Source organism: Alteromonas sp. G4i13 (genome assembly GCF_054960505.1).
The window spans coordinates 74,509-95,831 of sequence record NZ_JBHNYX010000007.1 but is presented as its reverse complement, the minus strand read 5'-3'; the positions used below and the strand labels follow the sequence as shown (position 1 = coordinate 95,831).

Genomic DNA, 21,323 nt, shown 5'->3' with positions numbered 1-21,323 from the left:
CATTTTTTGCCTTATGCGCCAGAATTTTATTCTTCTGGGCTTTCAGGCACGCGTGCAACGCCAGATTCAATCGCAGCCTTAGATACGGCGGTAGCAATACGCTCGCATAAACGCGGGTCCATAGGTTTAGGAATAATGTACTCCTTACCAAATGTCAGACTAGTACTCTTACTGGCAGCTAGTACTTCTTCTGGTACAGGCTCCTTCGTGATAGCACGAAGGGCTTCTACTGCCGCTACTTTCATTTCATCGTTAATGGCCGTTGCACGAACGTCTAGTGCTCCACGGAAAATAAACGGGAAACACAGTACGTTGTTAACCTGGTTAGGGTAGTCCGAGCGTCCGGTAGCCATAATAAGATCTTTACGTACTTCGTGAGCAAGTTCAGGCTTTATCTCAGGGTCTGGGTTAGAACATGCAAATACAATTGGGTTTTCAGCCATCAAGGCCAGTGTTTCTGGTGGTAAAACATCCGGTCCTGACACACCAACAAAAATATCCGCACCTTCCATTACGTCTTCAAGCGTACGCTTGTCAGTATTGTTAGCAAATAGCTTTTTGTGCTCAGTTAAGTCTTCGCGACGAGTATGGATAACGCCTTTTCTGTCTAGCATATAAATACGCTCACGCTGGGCGCCACACTTAATAAGCAGTTCCATACAAGCGACCGCTGCTGCACCGGCACCCATACACACAATTTTAGCGCTCTCTATGCTTTTACCCTGAATTTCCAGAGCATTAAGCATGCCCGCTGCAGTTACAATAGCGGTACCGTGCTGATCATCATGAAATACCGGAATTTTACAGCGCTTAATTAGCTCTTGTTCAATCTCAAAGCATTCAGGCGCTTTAATGTCTTCTAAGTTTATGCCGCCAAATGTGTCAGCGATATTCGCTACTGTATTAATGAACTCTTCGGTTGTACGATGCTTCACTTCAATGTCAATGGCATCCAGGCCAGCAAAGCGTTTAAACAGAAGGGCTTTTCCTTCCATAACAGGTTTCGATGCCAGGGGGCCTAGGTTACCCAATCCTAAAATCGCAGTTCCGTTACTGATAACGGCAACCAGGTTTCCTTTACCCGTGTACTTATAGGCGTTATCTGCGTCTTCGGCAATTTCTCTGACCGGCTCGGCAACGCCTGGGCTATAGGCAAGAGCAAGGTCATCGACGCTGTCGGCTGGTTTAGATAACTCTACGCGGATTTTTCCAGGTGTGGGTTTGGCGTGATAGTCGAGTGCGCGTTGTCTAAAATCTGACATGTAAAAAGGTATCCTTAGATGTAGGGTTCATCGGTGTTTTCGTTCACGCTCTGTAGCTATTTTATTGTCGTTATAGTTATAGGTAGATAAACGTAAGCGCGTTACAACCAAGTAATGACAAAAGTGATTATAAATAGTTGTTAGCACTAGGGCTTGTTGATCTTTGTTTTACAACAATCATCAATACGCCCTAAGGTGGCATGTGGAAAAAGCAGACTAGGCGTTAACCTTTACTGATTTTGTTCACATACCTTAATGGATACAAGCCTCAGGTTTATGTACCCAAAAGCGCCACAAGTCTTGAAAGTCATGCATTATTCACAGAATTAATGCTCACTATCAAAGTGCCGATCGCAACTCTAACACAGCCAATCACTGTGTACATATCTGATCAGAATTCTCATATACCAATGTAGGTTAGGCATACTAATTAGACCAGTAAAATGGGGCTATAATTGCCATTCATACTATTTATTTTGACTTGTTATGCCATTCTGTAGGTCTATTGTGTGGAGGATGAAAACAAAGCTATCAAAGGGATCTACGTTCTCATAAATGCATTGGACAGAAACCCAAATCAGGAAAATAGAACGCAGGGAGACACCTCGTTAATTCTCCATCCAATATTTCTGATAAAATCCTGTGAAAGCCCACTCAAAATTCGCGCTGAAGGCGAGGATATGACAGAAAGAAAACTAATAACCGTGCTAACCGATGTGTGTGAAAGCGTAAAATCTACCAATAATGGATTTGTTTGGCTAACTCACATAGGGCATTGGAGAGCGCCGCAAGTGATTGCCGTGTTTAATACTGAGCAGGAGAAGCAGCGGGCGTTAACTAATGGTTGGGATATAGACTTCATAAACCAAGTGAATATTGCTTTAGCGTCAATTAAGTCAGCACCCGTTGGTATTTATTTTGATAGCGAAGAAGAGTGTAAGAAAGTGAGTGGCGGCAATTGGGATAGGCATTTATCTAATGTTAAAAACATTCACTGAGTTCAGGTCACGCTGAATATTGTAAATTAAGCTAAAAACGTTTTTCAGAAAGGCGAGTTGCAGGGCTTGTTAAACTGGCTAGGTACTGGCCTGACGTAGGATAACGGCGGTAAAGCGCTGTTTGGCACACCTTGTTTGTGTGAAGCGTGAATTTTAAACAATAAAAAAGCGCCATAAAGGCGCTTTTTCGAACTCGATATCAGGCTTACTTTTTGCCCAATGCACCGAAACGCTTCTTGAAGCGATCAACACGACCACCAGTGTCAACGTTACGTTGCTTACCAGTGTAGAATGGGTGACATGAAGAACATACGTCTAGGTTGATGTCTTTACCAAGCGTAGAACGAATGTTCATTACGTTACCACATGAGCAAGTTGCTGTGATTGCTTCGTATTTTGGGTGGATATCTTGTTTCATTGGGTTACCTCACATAATAAGGCCGTATCGCTATACAACCCGAAGTCGCACACCATACGTTACTTAATTCAAATGATAAGTCGTTCAAAGAACAGCCTATCGCAAAAGAGCGGCGCATAATAAAGGATGGCAGGGCCTTGATCAAGCGGTTTTTGGCCAAATGCTAAACAAGAGAGCTAGACAAGGCAGCCGTATAAAAAGGTAGCCGTATAAAAAGGCCAAACAAAAAACATTCCTTTTATGCTTACCTGTAAAGTATGTTTAAATATTTGTCTTTTAAGGCTGGGCCAGATGCTCTAGTGGCAAAAAAATGCTCGAGTAGCAAAATCATGCGCTAATAGCAAAATGTGTAGCTAGCTGTTAGCAGCGCAAACTGCTGTAACGTATAGGTCTGCAAGAAGCCTCAGTATAATTAGTTTCAACATAAGAAGCTTAGTAAGCGCATTATGCGCTGTAACAATCGTCAAATAAGGTAGAACCTTCGCAATGGCCTTTATCCAAGTTGCCGTGCCAGTGCCACTGCGCCAACTTTTCACATATACCCACGATAACGCACTAAGTGCGGGTGTAAGAGTGGTTGTGCCTTTCGGTCCGCGCAAACTTGTGGGCGTAGTTGTTGAAACCCTACACAAAACTGAAAGCGATATTGAAAACTCCAACAAGCTAAAAGCCATTGAGTCGGTACTGGACGATAGCCCCATTATAGATGAGGTGCTGCTGAAAATGGCCCAATGGCTGTGGCAGTACTATCATCATGCGCCGGGTGAAGTGCTACACGCCATGCTGCCTGTTTTATTGCGCAAAGGCGAGTCAGCAGCGCCAACACCTCAAGACATGCTAATGCTTACTGAAGAAGGTAAGCATACGACTGCAGACACGTTATCGCGGGCGCCTAAGCAACAAGCCTGTTTTACTGCAATGGCTGGTGGTGCCTTATTAGCATCCCAAGCGCGCAAGCAGTATGGCGCACCTGCGGTCAAAGCGCTTGTCGAAAAGTCATTGGCAAGCATTGAAGAAGTCGCGCCTGAATTTAAGTCAGGCAGCTGGCTTGCCACGTTATCGGTGTCTGAAAAGCCGGTTCCAGACACAGAACAGTCGGTTGCTATTGCCGCGCTTAACCGTCAGCAAGGCAACTTTGCGGTAAGTTTACTTGAAGGGGTTACTGGTAGCGGTAAAACGGAAGTCTATCTTCAAGCCATCGAACCCTTACTGCGCGACGGAAAACAAGTGCTTATACTTGTGCCAGAAATTGGGCTTACGCCGCAAACGGTGTCACGCTTTGAAAAGCGCTTTGGTATTGCAGTGGGCGTTTTACACTCTCAGCTTTCTGATAAAGAACGGCTACAGGTGTGGCAGCGAGCAAAAGCAGGTGAACTCGGGATAATCATCGGTACCCGTTCAGCTATTTTCACGCCGCTGCACAACCCCGGCATGCTGATTGTGGATGAAGAGCACGACGAGTCTTTTAAACAACAAGATGGACTTCGCTACCACGCCCGTGACTTGGCAGCTATGCGGGCTAAGCAGCACAATATTCCTCTTTTATTAGGCAGCGCCACGCCCGCGCTAGAGACACTTAATAATGCGCTAAGCGGTCGCTATGCCCATTTGCAGTTAACTAAGCGAGCGGGAGGGGCGAAAAGCACGCATCAGCATGTGTTGGACGCGCGTGACCAACCCATTCACTACGGTATTTCGCAAGGCTTGCTAACGATAATGCGCCAGCATATCAACGCGGGAAATCAGGTATTGGTGTTTGTGAATCGCAGAGGCTATGCGCCAGCGCTGCTTTGCCATCACTGCGGCGAAACCGTCATGTGTAAGCGTTGTGACCGCCCGTATACGGTGCATAAAGCGCAGAACCGTTTGCAGTGTCATCACTGCGGCGGCATGCGCTCAATGCCATCAAACTGCGAAGCGTGCCATCACAATGAATTAGTTACGGCGGGTACGGGCACCGAGCAAGTCGAGCAAGGGCTTGCAAGCTTATTTCCCGGTGTTAAGCAGGTACGAATAGACAGCGATACCGTGCGGGGCAAAGACAAACTGCACCAGACGCTAGAAGCAATAAACCGCCAAGAGTACCAGCTGCTGGTAGGTACCCAAATACTATCAAAAGGTCATCATTTCCCGCATGTAACCTTAGTGGCGGTGCTAGATTGTGATGGCGCACTTTTTAGTGCCGATTTTAGAGCACCAGAAAAGCTCGCTCAGCTTGTAACTCAGCTTGCAGGAAGAGCAGGGCGCGCCAGTAAACCTGGTGAAATGTGGCTGCAAACTCACAATCCCCACCATCCTTTGCTACAAGATTTAGTACATAACGGCTATGGGCATTTCGCCAGACACGCTTTAATGGAGCGAAAAGCGGCAGGGCTTCCCCCATTTATTAGCCAGTTTGTCATTCGCGCAGAAGCGACCGACAGCAGTTTGGCCTATCGCTTTTTACAAGACAGCAAGCAAGTATTTCACCAGCAGCATGCTATTGCGTTAAATGGCCCGTTTCCTTGTTTGATTGAAAAGCGGCAAGGCAGGTTTCGGTTTATGCTGGTATGCAGTCATGAAAAGCGTGCGCCGCTTCACAATGCGCTGCGTTTGGCGCTGCCATTTTTACAGGCGTTGCCACAGGCAATGAAGGTAAGGTGGTCGATAGATATTGATCCTACCGATTTCAGTTAGCTTGTTGGGTAGCAATACGTTAAAATTTCTGCAGGATTGAAGTGCAGGATTGAAGTGCAGGAAAGCTGCTGCTTCATAAAGATTTGGTATATGACGTTTTCTTACGCATACAAACAACGATAACAAGTAGGAATATTGCCGACTATGGCTCAACGCGATTATGTCTCTCGTGGACGCTCTCCTCAAAAAAAGAAGCCGGCTGGTAAAGGTAGAAAACCAGCCAGAAGCGCGCAATCAAATGCGCAATCTAACGCCCCGGTTTCTGGAAAACTTCCTATTGTGCGCCTTGTTGGCGTATTCGCATTGGTGATTGGCTTTGGTGCATTTTTGTGGTCAATAAAAGACAATGTAGAAGACGACGTGGATACACAAGCTTCACGACCTGTGGCTCCTACAGAAGAGACGTTACCTGAGCTTCCTGAAGAAGAATGGGAGTACATTAAGACCCTTCCAGGATATGAAGTAGAAGTTGAGGTCAAAGAGCAAGAAAAATCTGACAAACGCTATTTAATGCAGTGCGCCTCGTTTAGAACCCGCGCGCAGGCTGAAGAGATGAAAGCCAAAATTGCATTCCAAGGTTTAGAGGCGCTTATCAGACACAGCACTGGCAGCAACGGCGATTGGTTCCGCGTTATTCTGGGCCCTTACGAGTCTAAGCGTGATGCAGAAAAAGCCAAGCACAGTCTGCGTAAAGTGAACATTGCGACATGCCAAATTTGGTACTGGAATTTGTAGCAGTTTATTGTAGGTAACACTTAATGCGGTGCATACGGCGCTGAAATAGCGCGTAGAGAAAGGATGCGTTTACAAGGAAGTATCAATGAGTATTGCCATCACCGAACAACCAAATTACGCCGCTTATAGCATAGAAGAGCTTGAGGACGTTCTGGAAAATATTGATAAGCAGGCCTTTCCAGAACGCTATCAGGCAGCAAAAAATGAGCTCGCTGCTAAGCGGGCAACGCTGCCACCTGAGAATGATACGGATAGCGCCCATCAAGATGAGCATTTTACTCGACCTAAGTGGTCTGAGCTTCATCCAATAACACGTATCAGTAACGGCGCTTTTTTAGTACTTATTGGCGCTTTGATTGTATCGGCATTCACCAACTTTATCGTGATTAACGCATGGCTAAATAATTCAACATGGGCCATTGTTTTATTTACTTTTGTTTATTGTGCCTTTTATTACCTGTCTATTTCCATCGATAAACGACAAGCGCAATTTGTGATGAAAGATTGGCGTGGAAAAGTAACAATTTTCACCATGCCGTTTTTGGGGCTTATTTTTACTTGGAATTTTATTGATAGGGCATTGCCCTACACGCTTCACTTAGCGTCCGATAAACAAGAAACAGAAAGAAAATTTGCTTATGAAAAAGGAAGCGGCTCTAAGCACTGTCGACATCCACTTTTGCTAAAAGAGAACGGTCCCCTGTCTGATGGGCGCTTATGCTTAAGGGAAAGTGAGCACAAACGCCTACCGAATAAAGGATGGGTGTATGTTAAGGGCTACGAAAGTGGTTTTGGTTTTGACATTGAAGGGTATCGATTTCGCTAAATTTCAACCATGAATGCCTGCGTATTAATCACTTCAAATGCAATTAGCCCAAGCAAAATGAGATTAACCAAAACCGTTACCCAATAAACCCTCATAAATGACGATTTACTACGCTTATGCTCATACCAGTCCGCATAGATAATTACCCACTCAGCGAGAGTTAAAATGTTCGTAATCGCGGCGTGTTACCGCAGGTATAGTGGTTCTACATCAAGGTGACACAACAAAGAGTACGGACATTTTAAACTCGCCCTTCGGGAAGGTCTGGCAAGCTTCCTAGCTTCATTCTGGGAATTTGAAAGGGAACAGCCATTCCTGCATTCCCACGCTTTGCTAGGAAACTTGCCAGCGCCTTCTGAGTGGGCAATTATCTATGCGGATTGGTATTTAACATCTGTTGGGCAAGCAATGCGCCAGGCCATCCCCCCACTAAACTTAATAAGTGCAGCTTTGCTTCTGATACTCGCCACATGTCGTTTTTAGCTGCCCATTTATCAATACCGTAAAACACTAGGGTAAGCAAACTTACCGCGCCATAAACGATAGGTACTATAAACGGTAGCCGACCTGACAATGTAAATAACGCAAGTGCACCGGAGAAAATACTCAGTACGATAACATTACGTTTTCTTTGCGAGGTTGGCTTATTGGCGCGTAAACGTTTTGCTTTGTGATCCTTGAGTAAGCTGATGTTGCAGGCGCGGTGATTACCATTTCTATCCTGCTCAACTTCATAAACAATAATGTCGCCATTAACCGAGCGCCTAGAGCGTTGTTTAAACGCTTTGATATGAGTAAACGCGCGCGTGCCTCCATTATACCAGTCCGCATAGATAATCACCCACTCAGCGAGAGTTAAAATGTTCGTAATCGCGGCGTGTTACCGCAGGTATAGTGGTTCTACATCAAGGTGACACAACAAAGAGTACGGACATTTTAAACTCGCCCTTCGGGAAGGTCTGGCAAGCTTCCTAGCTTCATTCTGGGAATTTAAAAGGGAACAGCCATTCCTGCATTCCCACGCTTCGCTAGGAAACTTGCCAGCGCCTTCTGAGTGGGCAATTATCTATGTGGATTGGTATTGGCTCTACAAAACCATAACCTTTAGCATCGTCCCACTGTTGAATTCTTCCCTGATACTTCACTACCACTCCTTTAAAACCATAATGTAGCGTCTTCAGTGTTACCACTTTATCTGCATTTCATTACCTAGGCATCATTTCAACTGACCATAGGCTCCATTGGCGAGAGTATGCACTCGATAAATGGTGTATTCAATAAGCACCGTATGCGCTAAGCCCATATAGTAGGCAGCTCTGAGCGCACATTCTTTTGTCTTACCCTTGAAATTAAAAAGCCTTCCCCCACTTATTTGTTATTGAATTTGAACGCTGCTGCCTTTGCTAGACGAAAAACGCAGCGGCGCCCAGCTAAACGGGGAATTAACGTGACAACGATTGTATCTGTACGACGTGGGAATCAAGTGGTAATGGCCGGTGACGGACAGGTATCACTGGGCAATACCGTAATGAAAGGTAATGCGCGCAAAGTGCGCCGTTTATACCACGACAAGATTTTAGCGGGCTTTGCTGGTGGCACGGCCGACGCATTTACGCTGTTTGAGCGCTTTGAAGCAAAGCTTGAAGCCCACCAAGGCCATTTGACCAAAGCGGCGGTAGAGCTCGCCAAAGATTGGCGGACTGACAGGGCGCTTCGCAAACTAGAGGCACTGCTTGCCGTAGCCGACGAAACCGCATCGTTTATTATTACCGGTAACGGTGATGTGGTGCAGCCAGAACAAGATCTTATCGCGATTGGCTCTGGTGGTAACTACGCGCAAGCCGCAGCTACTGCACTACTTGAAAATACAGAGCTAAGCGCAAAAGAAATTGCCGAAAAAGCGTTGACCATAGCGGGTGATATTTGCGTATTCACTAACCATAGCCAAACGGTTGATGTACTAGATTACTAAGTAATAGCTGAGTGCTGTTATCGGCTTGCTGTCGCTCGTATGAATTTGAGTACAGCAAGCGCTGTTAGAAAAGGGTTTATTCATGTCTGAAATGACACCAAGAGAAATTGTTCACGAGTTAGACCGACATATTATTGGTCAACAAGGTGCCAAGCGCGCTGTATCTATTGCACTTCGAAATCGCTGGCGTCGTATGCAGCTTGAACCTGAGCTGCGCCAAGAAGTTACGCCAAAAAATATTTTGATGATTGGCCCTACGGGTGTGGGTAAAACTGAAATAGCCCGCCGTTTAGCAAAACTTGCTAACGCGCCGTTCATTAAAGTTGAAGCGACTAAGTTCACTGAAGTGGGCTACGTAGGTAAAGAAGTTGAGACCATCATTCGTGATCTTGCTGATATTGCGGTGAAGATGACGAAAGAAAATGAAATGAAAAAGGTGAAATTCCGCGCAGAAGAAGCAGCGGAAGAGCGCATTTTAGACGTTTTGCTGCCTCCACCAGAAGATGCATGGGGTAATAAAGAAAACGTTGAAGATCGCGGCACGCGCCAAGCATTTCGCAAAAAGCTTCGTCAAGGCGACCTAGACGACAAAGAAATTGAAATTGACGTAGCACTTCCGCAGGTTGGCGTAGAAATTATGGCGCCTCCAGGTATGGAAGAAATGACCAATCAGCTTCAAGGCATGTTCCAGAACTTGTCGGGTTCGCAAAAGAAAAAGAAGAAGCTGAAAATTAAAGAAGCGTTCAAACTACTAATTGAAGAAGAGGCTGCACGCCTTGTGAATCAAGAAGATTTGAAAGAAAAAGCCATTGAGTCGGTAGAGCAGCACGGTATTGTGTTTATCGACGAAATTGACAAAATTTGTAAGCGCGAGGGTAACTCGTCGGCCGATGTGTCTCGCGAAGGTGTTCAGCGTGACTTGCTTCCACTTGTGGAAGGTTCAACGGTATCGACAAAACACGGCATGGTTAAAACTGACCATATCTTGTTTATCGCTTCGGGCGCATTCCAAATGAGCAAGCCGTCTGACCTTATTCCAGAGCTTCAGGGTCGTCTTCCAATTCGCGTTGAGCTATCTGCCCTTAAAGTCGGTGACTTCAAGCGCATTCTTACCGAGCCGAATGCGTCATTAACGCACCAGTACATTGCGCTAATGAAGACAGAAGGCGTGGATATTAGTTTCGACGATTCTGGTATTCAGCGTATAGCCGAAGCGGCATGGCAGGTGAATGAGCGCACTGAAAACATTGGTGCCCGCCGTTTGCACACCGTGCTAGAGCGCCTTATGGAAGACATCTCGTTTGACGCCTCTGAAAAGAGCGGTGAGTCATTCGTGATTGATGCTGATTACGTTAACAGCCACCTAGAAACCTTGGTAGATAACGAAGATCTGTCGCGCTTTATCTTGTAATTTAGCGCTAAGTAGAAGTTTCCCCGTTAGTTGATATGTTCAACTAACCCTTCTACATGAACAAGAATTAAAAAGCCGACGTTAAGTCGGCTTTTTTACCATTCTACTTTTTCCCAATGGTCTTCGACTTCTTCAAGACGAATTATTTTTGCAGCTTCTTCCGCTTGGGTATTTGCTAGTAAATCAAGAAAGTAACTTACGGGATTATTCTTCTCTTGGCTTTCCATGTATAAGGCTCTTAAGGCAGCATCTGTTGTCCGTGGAATTTTTGTTTGACCTTTCTCATAACGCGCAATGGTCTGTTCATCAACACCAAAACGATTCGCCAGCATTTTTTGAGAAACATTTAGTTCTACACGTAAGAATTTAAACTCATCATGAGCAAGAGGCTTGTTGGTATTAACAATTGTCTGTGCTATCGCACTATGAAGACCGTTCATATCGTCAATGCTTGTATATTCTTCACCGTCTACAACTTCAACGGTAACACCGTTTTTCAGGTATACATTTGATAACCCGCTTTCAGTGTAATGGTACATTTTACCCTCTCAACTTATCCATACAGTAATTAGAAATGACATTGGACTATCATGATGATTTTTAAGTGCAACAGTGAGTTCGATAACTTTGCCCGCAGCTAAACCTTTCAAATTAGATTTCCAGTCTCCAGAAATATCAAGATATGGCCCCTCTCTAAATACTGAGTGCTTACTTTTTAATAAAGTGATCACCTGACCTGTAGTGATTCCTCGCTCATGCATGCGCTGTTTAACATGTTTAGTCCACCGAATCCGGTGAGTATAGTTTTCTGCGAGGTCATTCATTATTTTTCTGGCAGTTTCCTCTGTAAGAGGGAATTCATTAATTCCTTGGGGATTGTGATTAGCCATGAATGCCTTTTGAAATTCATCCTATCATATTGATAGGTTGTTGGGGTATTGTCAATGATTGCGTAAAGGCTTCTAAACAATCGCAAATTTGTTTTGGAAACCCAATTAGCCTCTAAACGTCCTGCTTGCTACTACGAAGTCTTCACCAGCAGTGCTACCAATTTTTCTGTTATATCTAGACCGGTATCGTTCTCTACTTTTAGGAAGTAAGGGCTGGGGTTGGCCTCTAGAAAAAAGTATTTTCCCTTCGCACTTTTACGCCAGTCGATAGCACACCAGTGCATACCTAATGCTTTGCATATTTTGATAGCTAACTGCTTAACGTCGCTGGGGACTAGGATCACCGATACGCTCGCATTGTCGTCATTCCTGTAATCTAATTCACTTGAGTCGATTTGTACGCTGAGTACGTCATTGCCAAGCACATAGCTTCGTACATTCACGCCTGCAATATATTTTTGAAAGGTAACAGGGCGTTCACCTAAAAGCGCATTGAGTAACGGGCGCATGTTTGGTTGTTTATTCACAAACTGCGCAGTTCGACCGCCGCGTACGGGCTTGTAAATAACGTCTCGCATATTGTTACAAAACTGCGAAGCAACCTCGGGTGCATTGCCAACAAAGGTGTAGGGAATATGTGCTCCTAGTTTGCCAGCAATACGCGATTGATAAGGTTTACACTGGTGGCTTCGAACAGCGTCGATAGAGTTCACCCATTTAATGTCGCTATAGCTGAACCAGCAAAGTAGCGTACTTGCTCGCTCCTGCTCAACCCACCCTGCGTTTTCTAGCAAAGTAGATTCACCATCATGAGGTCTATCACCTTGTGTTTGAGCATCTGCACTGGCATCGTTTTTAGCATTATCACGAGGGGCTTTTAGCGGTATGCCAGGTAGGTACTCATGCCAATAAGCGGCCTGGGTATTCGAGAACGTAACTCTAGGTTGGTCGCAAAGTGAAGGCGAATTGAAATGAATTAGCCCGTCATCGAAGTCAGGGTCATAGCTGATCTTCCAAGTAGAACCAAAATGTTGCGTATTGGCGAAATAAAAGGGCGTGTTATTTTGGTGAAGTGCTTTGGCTATATGTTGAATTTGTGGGTCTTGCTCACTGCCTAGTAGTGCGACGTGCATTTGCGTTCCTTGCTAGCGTTTTAAGTGTTCATAGAATCTAGTAGCCCTTAAAGCAACACATGGGATACTGTCTAAACCGTATCCATGTGTTGACTTTGATAAGCGGTAAGTTACGACAAAATATCAGGTAGTTTGCCGCCGCCTTCACCAATAGCCATGGTTATGTAAACGGGCTCTTTAGGTGTTGGACCGACTACCGGCACACTTTCACTTAGGCGAGCTCGTAGTCCGCCGGATACCTCAAATAGCTGAGATTCAGCAACGGTAGCAAGCTTAGTATTTGCTGGTTGGTTCTGAGTTAATGGATGGTTTTTCATAATGTACGCTCCTTGTAGTGGCGTGGTGAGTAATGAAGTGGACACGCTTACAGCGAAGCCACTTCTTGGTAAAGGGTTCTAAAACAGCAGGCAATAAGCACAGAACGGTTGCTAATGTTGAGCTTTTTGTAAATGTTGGCGCAGTGAAATTTGACGGTCCTTTCACTGATGAATAGCTCTGAGGCAATAACCTTATTTGAGCGTCCTTCCATTATTTTGTGTGCAACTTGTAGTTCGCGTTTTGATAAACAGTCAATGGGGATAACGCTGTTCCGGGCGGTAATGCCGTTCGCATCTATTTGCATGCGTTCAGCTGCTGTCATCAATACTGCGGGTTCTCTGATTTCATGTGTTTTCATAGTGTTTCTCCGTGTTTACCTGATGTTGCGCTTCCTGTTACTTCAGTGGGAGGGCATAGATGTAAGTTGCCGTTTTCCAGACGATAAACCTTGTCTGCCATGGCAATTGATTGAGGCCGATGTGCCACAATAATTCGCGTCATATTTAGAGACTTAAGGTGATGATTTATCTGAGCCTCGTTTTCCATATCTAGGTGACTGCTTGCTTCGTCTAAAAATAAAATGTCTGGCTCTTGGTAAAGCGCTCTTGCTAGAAGCAGGCGCTGTTTTTGACCACCACTTAAGCTGCTACCCATATCACCGACCAAGGAGTGGTATTGCATAGGCATTTGCATGATTTCTTCATGGATACAGGCAAGCTGAGCGACGTAAACCATTTTCTTGAGGTCGGGAGCTTCTTCAAAACAACAGATATTTTGCGCGATGGTGCCGCTTAAACAGGTATCCTCCTGAAGCACTGACGCGATGACTGGGTTTGTAGAGCTTGGGTGTTCGATATTGCCTTCTGAAACAGGGTACAGTCCCATCAGGCACTTAAGCATTGTGCTTTTTCCACAGCCGCTATCGCCTGTGATTGCGACGATCTCTCCGCTATGTACCGAGAACATTAGATTTTTAAACACCCACGCATTGGTTTCACTGTAGCGATAACTGAGCGCCGTCGCTTTAAGCGCTACAGGGCGAGTTTTGGCATCAAGAAGCGAGGGCGTACTTGCGCCATCAGGTGTTAAAACGTTAGGTGCAAGTGAGTTGGACGTGGATGAGTTGGGGACGTCTGCATTGCTAAAATGAACGTTTTGTTTTTCAAATGTATCGTCCTTAGTTTTTAACGACAGAGGCTTCTGCTGTGATGGTGTAAGTAAAATGTCGCTTAAGCGGTTGAAGTGAACACCTAACATACTAAGCTCAATCAGCTTGTTAACTACGCCATCTAATGCGCTGACAAAGCGAGCTTTGTACGCCATAAATGCCAGCAGCATCCCTATCGAAAGGGTTCCTTCCATAACCAGGCTGGCACCAATATACACAACGACCAAATTTTCAGCGCCAAACAATAGCTGATTGGTCAGTGCGCTGCCTATGTTGATTTTTCCAAGAGTGATGTCTTTGTTTAGCGTGGCGACAAGCTTGTTTTGCCACTGCCCGTGGCGCTGTACTTCTTGGCTGTATACGCGAATAGGTAGGATAGCGCGTACGCTTTCCATAAAGTGACTTTGTTCTAATGCTGCAAGCGCAATGCGTTCAGTGGTAAGACGTTTAATAAACGGCAGCAGTCCAAGACGAACGGCGAGGTAGGCAAGCATGATCGCCACTACAACCAGAGTGAGTTTGGGCGAATATAAAATCATTACTGCTAGTGTGATCACTGCCATGAGCCCGTCTAACAGCGCAGTAACCAGGCCGGTGGTTAGGAACTCACGAATACTCGCCAGTGAGCCAAAGCGGGATACCACATCGCCAATATGTCGCTTGTCGAAGTAGTCCAAGGGAAGCGATAATAAGTGCTTAAATACCGACGCCGACATTTGAAGCTGAAGGCGAGACGACACCGACAGAATAACGAACTTTCTTATCCCGCTAGTAAAAGTTTCTATTATTAGTAGCAGGGCAAACCCTATTGCCAGCGCTTTCAGTAATGCATCGTTGTTGTAAATCAATACATCATCTACGACTGTTTGCATGTAATAGGGTGAAGCAAGTGCAAATAACTGCAACACAATCGATAACGCAAAAAGGGTTAGAAGATTGCGCTTAAACCCTGTTGTTCGAGTGAAGAATTGACTAAGACCCAAACGTGGCGCGGACTTCTTGGGACTAAATGTGTCGCTAGGCGTGACTTCAAGTGCAATACCGGTAATGTACTTCGACGCCTCAGAATAAGTGAGTTTTCTTTCTCCAAGCGCGGGGTCGTGAATGGTAAGGGTTTTTCCTTTCACTTTAGTTAACACAACAAAGTGATTCATGTTCCAATGTAGAATTGCAGGGCAAGATAATTGCGCTAAGTGCTCCATTTCTATCTTGATGGCGCGGGTTTGGAAACCCAAATCACTTGCAATGCGCATTACGTCTTTTAACGTAGTGCCTCGTAGCGACACAGACACAGTCTGACGTAGAGCATTTAGATCACGTTTATCAGAATAGTACTGCGCAATCATAGTCATACAAGCAAGTCCACACTCAGCTGCTTCGCTTTGCAGTACAACGGGCACACGCTTTTTTGTATAAAGGATTTGCGTTGAAAGTGGGTGTGTAATGTTCATCATGATTACAGCTTCCCAGTAATGCTATACAGTGGTTCCATTAACCACTCCATCAACGTACGTTGACTTAAATCTACGTCTGCAGAAAATGTCATCCCAGCTTTCAGTGAAATATTGTTTCCATAAGCCAATATTTCTTTTGTATTTAGCGTTGCAGTAACAAGATAAGCGGGTTCACTAATAGAAATAGGGATGTCGGTAAGCTCACCAGGTAGCACCAACGAAGGTGAAATGTTCACTATCTCGCCTGACTGCACACCAAATTTTTGATAAGGAAATGCGTCGAATCGAATATGCAGGGCTTGGCCTTTGCGTAAAAATCCAGCAGACCGCACGGGAACTGCAATACGCGCTTGAATGTCAGCATTTTTAGGCAGTAAGGTAAGAAGCGGGCGAGAGCTATCGATGGTATATCCCGCCTTTACTTGAAGGCCGGATATCACGCCATTGTGAGGCGCATAAATCGTTTCTTCTGCGTTACTCTTGTGACTTACTATTTGCTGCGTGAGATCGCTCAAGGTGTTCTCCACGTTTGCCATTTCATTGGCCTGCTGTTGAGGCAAAGTGGCAAGTTCATGGTGGAGAGCAGCGATATTCGCCTTTTCGTCATTTTGGTCTTTTTGGGCCAACGTAAGCTGTTGTTCGGCGGTCAATCTTTGTAGCGTATGGTTTTCATAGTCTGCTTGGCTAATGTGCCCTTGATTAAGTAAGGTTTGCGCTTTCTCCCACTGCTTTAGTGCTAGTGCCCACTGGGTTTGCGACAATTCAACGATGGCGTCTAAAGCCGTTAATGCCCGTTTGGCTTGGCTTAGTTGTTCTTCTAAGCCTTGTCGCTGCGCTCTATGCAACACATCAAGACGTTGAATACTTTGACGTGTTCGATGCTGCTTTGCTTCAAGCTCAGCGAGCAACTGCGTGCTAACTTTATTACCTGATGCATCATTGCTACTGTAGTTGATCTTAATTAGCGGCGCGCCCTTACTCACTAATTGACCTTCACTGACCAATACATCAAGTACTTTGCCGCGCCTTGCATCGGCATAGAGCTTAAAAACGCCATGACTGGGTTCCAGCCATCCACTCACTGATGCCTTTCGTGCGTAGCTTCCCGTATTTAGATAAATAATCACTGCCAAAATCCAGACCACAAGCAGGCCAGCTATTGCAGAATAAACAGGTTTTGGGGTCATTAAAAAACGTCCATCAACAGCATTTGATTGCTCATCAATGACTTCCTTTCTAAACAGTCCTGTTCTCATCTCCATTCCTTTTTTGTTTATGCATTTGCGTTGCAGTGCTTATCTAACTTTGTTTGGGTCACGTTAAAGGTATCTGGCCGCCACTTCCGTTTAGGCTTTTTCTCCTTGGCATCACAGTCCTTGACGCCTCCGTTTTGTTACTACCAGATACCTTGTGGTCAACATTACTGCGGTGACGGTGTTCACTTTAGGTGGGTTGGGAACTTGATGAATTACTGCTAAGGTCTATATTTCAGTAGCACACGGTTTCACTGGTGTTGGCGCATTTTTGAAAGCGGCTGGCTCAAATTTAGAAGTGATTCAGACACAAATAATTGCCAGTAAAATACAAAGAAGTCATAGAGCTGTATAAAGAATGTGCTATAAAAAACAAAGGAATATGAAAATAACACGGTAAAAACACACAGAAGGAAGCCTCATGTTTGTGCCCGGCATACTTTTAAAGCAACTCTATACACGCGCAAGTCTTACGAAGACAGATAAAGGCTTATCTTTTTCTCTGAAAAACAGATTGAAAGACGCAACCATTAAAGAAGTAAAGTGGATATCTCTTGATGGCGAAAAAATTCCAGAGCATAAAATTTCACTCCAGTTAACTCCCGACTCCACTATTTCCGTAGAAGCATTAAATAAATCAGACGGAGAGCCCTTTGGCTTGCGTCAAACCATTACCGTGCATTTAGATATTGATGAAGCGCCGTGCCCAGAAAAGCGAAAACTGGGTATTTGCTTTTCTGCTTCGCCTTTTGGAAAGCTTAAATTTGAAGTGGAAGACAATATTACTGCGCCAGGACAACGCAGCGCTTTTATTCCTCGTGACGACATGGATGACTACGGCGAAAGTATTATAAAAACACGCCAAGAATATTTCGAAAGCGCCACCGGAAAGAAAATTGATCACGTAGGTAAGTACTCAATCGACCCACAAGCGCTTAAGGGGAATATTGAGCATTTTATTGGCGTGGCGCAGGTTCCTATTGGTATTGCAGGGCCGTTGAAGATAAACGGAGAGCATGCACAAGGGGAGTTTGTCGTGCCGTTAGCGACTACCGAAGGTACGCTGGTGGCATCGTACAACCGAGGCATGAAGCTGCTTAACATGAGCGGTGGCGTAACGGCAACGGTCGTCGACGATGCTATGCAGCGAGCCCCTGTATTTATTTTTGAAAATGCACGAGGTGCCAGAGATTTCGTTAAATGGATTAAAGCAAACTTTGAAAAGATTAAGGAAGAAGCAGAAGCGACCTCAAGTATTGCTAAGCTGACGTATATCGACCATTTCCTATCGAACAAATTTGCGTTTTTGCGTTTTAACTTTAAGACCGGTGACGCAGCGGGTCAAAACATGGTTGGCCGTGCTACCTTCGCAGCATGCGGGTGGATACTTGATCATTATGAGGGGATAGAGAATTTCTACCTTGAGTCTAACTTTGCTACAGACAAAAAGGCCTCTCAAATAAATATTATGCGTACCCGTGGTAAACGGGTGACAGCTGAAGCCACTATTAAACGCGAACATTTATTAGAAGTAATGCGCGTAGACCCCAAACAGATAGATTATCACGGCCGTGTAGCTGGCGTAGGATCTTTCTTGTCTGGTGTGAATAACACGGGTCTGCATTCACCAAACGGTATTACTGCTATGTTTATCGCCACAGGGCAGGATGTTGCAAACGTATCTGAATCGTCGGCGGCAATGATGTATTCAGAATTAACAGACGACGGTGACCTGTACGTGTCTATTACCATTCCATCGCTCATCGTAGCGACGTATGGCGGTGGTACAGGAATAGGTACACAGCGCGAGTGCTTAGAGTTGCTGGATTGCTACGGGCGAGATCGCGTGTATAAATTTGCAGAAATTGTGGCGTCTGTGGTGTTGGCTGGAGAGATATCACTAGCATCAGCCATTAGTTCGTCAGACTGGGTGTCGTCACACGAACAGTATGGCCGAAACAGATAAAACCTTGGCCAACGAGGCGATTCATCGGCCAATAGAGACTAAAAATATTGGCCGATGAAAGCGCCGCGGTTTCGCTTCGCCACCGCCTGCATAAATGCACTGAAGCGCTGTGCGTTTCCATTACTTCGGCTAAAGCCTACGCCGTGTATACGAATAACAGGCTGTCCATTGGCACCCTGGTTAGCTTGGGTAATCTGACTTACAATCTGATCTAAATTCGGCCTTTGATAATCATCACCAAACACGTAAAGACTCACGCGCCCCTTGGTGTTTTTATACAGCTTGATGGCTTTAAGGATCCCCGCTTCAGGCTGACTCGCCCCTCCTTTAAAGCTCTTCATTTGGCTCATTGCGGTATCTCTCATTGTTTGTCTGTCATCTAGCCATTGCCCAGCTCTACTGGAAAACATAAAGCTTCCGTCAGCAGACATAATCTGAAAACCTTTCATTTTAGGATGGTTTTTTAAAATGTCGTTTACGATGGTGATCACGCGATTCCAACCACTGCCAGAGGACATGGAACCCGAGTTATCGATAGCAAAAATAACGTACTCAGCATCGGTGGGAATTCCACCAACATCATCGTCAGGGGTATCTGTCGGATTCGGCGTATTTAACATAGCGGTTGCTTGGCGTATTTCGTTACGCAGCGACGAAGCTTTGTCTTTCAGTTGATTAATGGTTTGTTGTGCGCGTGGTATCGATGAGTCTAAATTGTCTTTCTGTTCCGTGACGGAAGCCGTTTTGCTTTGTGCTGCTTTCAGTTCTTGTTGCTTATCTGACAGTGCGCCTTTGAGCGTTTCCACATCAACTTGAGCCTGTAATACCTGGTCAATAAGAACGCTTACGTTACTAGGGCCGCGCTCGGTGTCTTCAGTACCGTTTTTGGCCAGAAGCACCAGCATAACTACGGCGCCGAAAGCACAGGAAATTATGTCGAGAAAGGCAATGTTGAATACCTCAACGGGGGCTCGTTGAATTTTGCGCATTAAGGCCACTCCGGAGCAGGTGATAGGAAAGTGCCGCTTGTTGCGCGGGTCCATTCCCAGTACATAGGTGAAGCAAAAGGATCGCCCTCAATGGGCAGCAAAATCACATTGTAATGCACGCCTTTCTTAGCGCGCTTAACGGTTTCAACAAATAAGGTCTTACGGCAATCTGATGAAATTGACTTTTTACTACTAATGAAGCTTTTGCAGCTCATAGGTAGTCCGTCACCCAAGGTAGGAAGGCCATCGGTGACAATATACACATCGGTGATGTTTGGGTTAGCTTTAAATAAAATGCTTAAACCTTCTTGAAGATTTGTTCCTCCATTGGGGACGACAGCACCGAGGTCTTTAACTATTGCGTTCATCGAACCGCTGACTTTGGCACTATTTACATCACGAAGGCCTAGTGTGGTAGCGGTGTCTGAAAAAGTCACTACGGTGACTCTTGATTCTAAAGGGACTCGCGCGAGCATCCATTGGGCTACCCGTTTGGTGCGTATCCACTTCGGCGTAGAGACCTTCTGGCTATCACTCAACGCTAACTTGCCTAAAATATCCACCAAGTTGTCGCCCATCATTGACGCACTTTTGTCAATTAGCAGACCTATTTCCGGGCCCTCTATTTTCATGCCAGTGATGTAGTTCTGTTCGCCGGTACCTTGCATTTGAATGTTGGCTGACTTTTCTACTTCTTTAGACAATGCGGCTAGCTGGTTTTCAAGATCAGCCACTACTGCCATTTCTGTAGAGATATCTTGCAGTAGTTTTGACTGGTCTTGCGTTGTATCTGCTTGCGCTTGCTGAGCATCGTCTTGCTTCGCTGACTCAAGGGCAATTTTATCGTTTAATTCGTCAATCGACTTTTTGAGTTTTTGTTGTTCTTGCTCTGCGGCGGCGAGTTCCTGCTCTAATTTTTCTTTCTCTTCAGTTGGTGTAGGTGTAAACGCTTTAAAGTCGACCAGAATGAAAATAAGAATAACCGCGCCAAGGCCACAGGCCATAACGTCTAAAAACGCCAGGTTAAATCCGTCTTCGGCTTTACGCACTTTAGGCATTACTGTCTCGCCTAATTAGTTGTGAAGGTGTGACAGAAGGTGGTGTTCACAAGACTCTTGTGTGCGAATTACCATAGTGTCTTGGCGACCATTTAACAGGTGCATTAACAACATTAATATAAGCGATATAAAAAGCGCGACGAGCGTAGAGTTGAACGCAACGCCCAGCGAAGCCGTCATTCCCGCGATATCACCATCTAGGGCTGCGTCTGCTTGCGCAAGGGCTGCGCCAATACCGCGAACAGTGCCAACGAAACCAATCGAAGGAATAGCCCAGATTATGTAGCGAATCACGTTATTACCACTTTCAAGCTGGGCAGCAATATTTTCTACCGAAGCGTGGATTGCATCGGCAGCATGCTGCACGTTCTGTGTGTTTTTAAAGCGTCTAATGCAGTTTATCCACGTGCTGTATGCGGGGGTGTCGCTATAAGATGAAGACGAAAGCTCATCTAACGCTTTATCTACATTTAGTGGCGTATCTTTGTTGTGCTCAGGCAGTAAGTCTCGTGAGTAAATCTCTTCTTCATCCAGCAGCTTCCAAAGTTTGTAAACCATTAGGAAAATGCAAAACAGCATCAGCGAGATACAAACCTGTTGCTCGATATCTTTAAGAATAACCCAGAAAGAGGATAGGGACGCTGTGCCAGCCGTTGCCATGACTTTTTCGGCCGCGGGGCGAATGACACCGGCAAATAGGAAATGTACCAAGGCAAATATAAATAGAAAGACCCCGCCACTTACAAGAAAGCTGGGGTTCATTGACAACGTATTCTCTTTATTCATCATCATTCCT

Annotated in this window: 20 protein-coding genes; 7 read left to right on the top strand and 13 right to left on the bottom strand. The window is 45.3% G+C overall.

Annotation, left to right across the window (positions count from 1 at the left end; translation table 11 throughout):
* Positions 1-26: 26 nt before the first annotated feature.
* On the bottom strand, positions 27-1,262 hold the full coding sequence (locus ACFI6J_RS05015) for a malic enzyme-like NAD(P)-binding protein (protein WP_014950978.1): 1,236 nt from the start codon (positions 1,260-1,262) through the stop codon (positions 27-29).
* 680 nt (positions 1,263-1,942) lie between these two features.
* On the opposite strand from ACFI6J_RS05015, the gene ACFI6J_RS05010 reads away from it, so the two are divergent.
* On the top strand, positions 1,943-2,260 hold the full coding sequence (locus ACFI6J_RS05010) for a hypothetical protein (RefSeq protein WP_462558513.1): 318 nt from the start codon (positions 1,943-1,945) through the stop codon (positions 2,258-2,260).
* Between the two features lie 205 nt (positions 2,261-2,465).
* Here the strand turns inward: ACFI6J_RS05010 and rpmE are convergent, their stop codons facing one another.
* The gene (gene rpmE / locus ACFI6J_RS05005; protein WP_014977577.1) at positions 2,466-2,678 is read right to left on the bottom strand and encodes a 50S ribosomal protein L31; all 213 of its coding nucleotides are present in this window, start codon (positions 2,676-2,678) and stop codon (positions 2,466-2,468) included.
* Positions 2,679-3,164: 486 nt separating this feature from the next.
* On the opposite strand from rpmE, the gene priA reads away from it, so the two are divergent.
* The 3 genes from priA to ACFI6J_RS04990 all read left to right on the top strand — a co-directional run bounded on the left by priA (position 3,165) and on the right by ACFI6J_RS04990 (position 6,915).
* Positions 3,165-5,354, top strand: coding sequence for a primosomal protein N' (gene priA, locus ACFI6J_RS05000; protein ID WP_462558515.1), 2,190 nt, complete (start codon positions 3,165-3,167; stop codon positions 5,352-5,354).
* Between the two features lie 144 nt (positions 5,355-5,498).
* Positions 5,499-6,089: a cbb3-type cytochrome oxidase assembly protein gene (locus tag ACFI6J_RS04995; protein ID WP_014977575.1), complete on the top strand. Its 591-nt coding sequence runs from the start codon at positions 5,499-5,501 to the stop codon at positions 6,087-6,089.
* Positions 6,090-6,174: 85 nt separating this feature from the next.
* Positions 6,175-6,915, top strand: coding sequence for a hypothetical protein (locus tag ACFI6J_RS04990; RefSeq protein WP_462558517.1), 741 nt, complete (start codon positions 6,175-6,177; stop codon positions 6,913-6,915).
* Positions 6,916-7,282: 367 nt separating this feature from the next.
* On the opposite strand, the gene ACFI6J_RS04985 is transcribed toward ACFI6J_RS04990, so the two are convergent.
* A complete protein-coding gene (locus ACFI6J_RS04985; protein WP_462558519.1) occupies positions 7,283-7,756 on the bottom strand; it encodes a DUF1294 domain-containing protein in 474 nt (157 codons plus the stop codon).
* A gap of 606 nt (positions 7,757-8,362) precedes the next feature.
* Here ACFI6J_RS04985 and hslV point away from each other — a divergent pair.
* Both hslV and hslU read left to right on the top strand, forming a co-directional pair.
* The gene (gene hslV, locus ACFI6J_RS04980; RefSeq protein WP_014950969.1) at positions 8,363-8,887 is read left to right on the top strand and encodes an ATP-dependent protease subunit HslV; all 525 of its coding nucleotides are present in this window, start codon (positions 8,363-8,365) and stop codon (positions 8,885-8,887) included.
* An 82-nt stretch (positions 8,888-8,969) separates the two neighbouring features.
* Positions 8,970-10,298: an HslU--HslV peptidase ATPase subunit gene (hslU, locus tag ACFI6J_RS04975; protein ID WP_462558521.1), complete on the top strand. Its 1,329-nt coding sequence runs from the start codon at positions 8,970-8,972 to the stop codon at positions 10,296-10,298.
* A 95-nt stretch (positions 10,299-10,393) separates the two neighbouring features.
* On the opposite strand, the gene ACFI6J_RS04970 is transcribed toward hslU, so the two are convergent.
* From ACFI6J_RS04970 to ACFI6J_RS04940, 7 genes are all read right to left on the bottom strand, one after another.
* On the bottom strand, positions 10,394-10,837 hold the full coding sequence (locus ACFI6J_RS04970; RefSeq protein WP_014950967.1) for a helix-turn-helix domain-containing protein: 444 nt from the start codon (positions 10,835-10,837) through the stop codon (positions 10,394-10,396).
* 9 nt (positions 10,838-10,846) lie between these two features.
* Positions 10,847-11,188, bottom strand: coding sequence for a DUF4258 domain-containing protein (locus tag ACFI6J_RS04965; protein ID WP_462556667.1), 342 nt, complete (start codon positions 11,186-11,188; stop codon positions 10,847-10,849).
* A gap of 131 nt (positions 11,189-11,319) precedes the next feature.
* Positions 11,320-12,321, bottom strand: coding sequence for an ATP-grasp domain-containing protein (locus ACFI6J_RS04960; protein WP_014977571.1), 1,002 nt, complete (start codon positions 12,319-12,321; stop codon positions 11,320-11,322).
* Positions 12,322-12,431: 110 nt separating this feature from the next.
* Complete coding sequence (locus tag ACFI6J_RS04955) at positions 12,432-12,638, bottom strand: hypothetical protein (protein WP_014977570.1); 207 nt, start codon at positions 12,636-12,638, stop codon at positions 12,432-12,434.
* 47 nt (positions 12,639-12,685) lie between these two features.
* Positions 12,686-12,997: a helix-turn-helix domain-containing protein gene (locus tag ACFI6J_RS04950; RefSeq protein ID WP_014950963.1), complete on the bottom strand. Its 312-nt coding sequence runs from the start codon at positions 12,995-12,997 to the stop codon at positions 12,686-12,688.
* A complete protein-coding gene (locus ACFI6J_RS04945; RefSeq protein ID WP_014977569.1) occupies positions 12,994-15,261 on the bottom strand; it encodes a peptidase domain-containing ABC transporter in 2,268 nt (755 codons plus the stop codon). Before ACFI6J_RS04945 ends, ACFI6J_RS04950 begins: the two co-directional genes overlap by 4 nt.
* 2 nt (positions 15,262-15,263) lie before the next feature.
* Entirely contained in the window at positions 15,264-16,517 is a 1,254-nt protein-coding gene (locus ACFI6J_RS04940; RefSeq protein ID WP_462556661.1) for an HlyD family secretion protein, read from the bottom strand.
* Positions 16,518-16,935: 418 nt separating this feature from the next.
* On the opposite strand from ACFI6J_RS04940, the gene ACFI6J_RS04935 reads away from it, so the two are divergent.
* Positions 16,936-18,480: a hydroxymethylglutaryl-CoA reductase gene (locus tag ACFI6J_RS04935; RefSeq protein WP_278711837.1), complete on the top strand. Its 1,545-nt coding sequence runs from the start codon at positions 16,936-16,938 to the stop codon at positions 18,478-18,480.
* Positions 18,481-18,518: 38 nt separating this feature from the next.
* Here the strand turns inward: ACFI6J_RS04935 and ACFI6J_RS04930 are convergent, their stop codons facing one another.
* The 3 genes from ACFI6J_RS04930 to ACFI6J_RS04920 are packed head-to-tail and all read right to left on the bottom strand — an operon-like array spanning position 18,519 to position 21,313.
* Positions 18,519-19,469 (bottom strand): VWA domain-containing protein, encoded by a 951-nt coding sequence (locus ACFI6J_RS04930; RefSeq protein WP_014977566.1) that lies wholly within the window; start codon positions 19,467-19,469, stop codon positions 18,519-18,521.
* Complete coding sequence (locus ACFI6J_RS04925; protein WP_014977565.1) at positions 19,469-20,527, bottom strand: VWA domain-containing protein; 1,059 nt, start codon at positions 20,525-20,527, stop codon at positions 19,469-19,471. Before ACFI6J_RS04925 ends, ACFI6J_RS04930 begins: the two co-directional genes overlap by 1 nt.
* A 15-nt stretch (positions 20,528-20,542) precedes the next feature.
* Positions 20,543-21,313: a MotA/TolQ/ExbB proton channel family protein gene (locus ACFI6J_RS04920; protein WP_014977564.1), complete on the bottom strand. Its 771-nt coding sequence runs from the start codon at positions 21,311-21,313 to the stop codon at positions 20,543-20,545.
* Between the last annotated feature and the right edge of the window lie 10 nt (positions 21,314-21,323).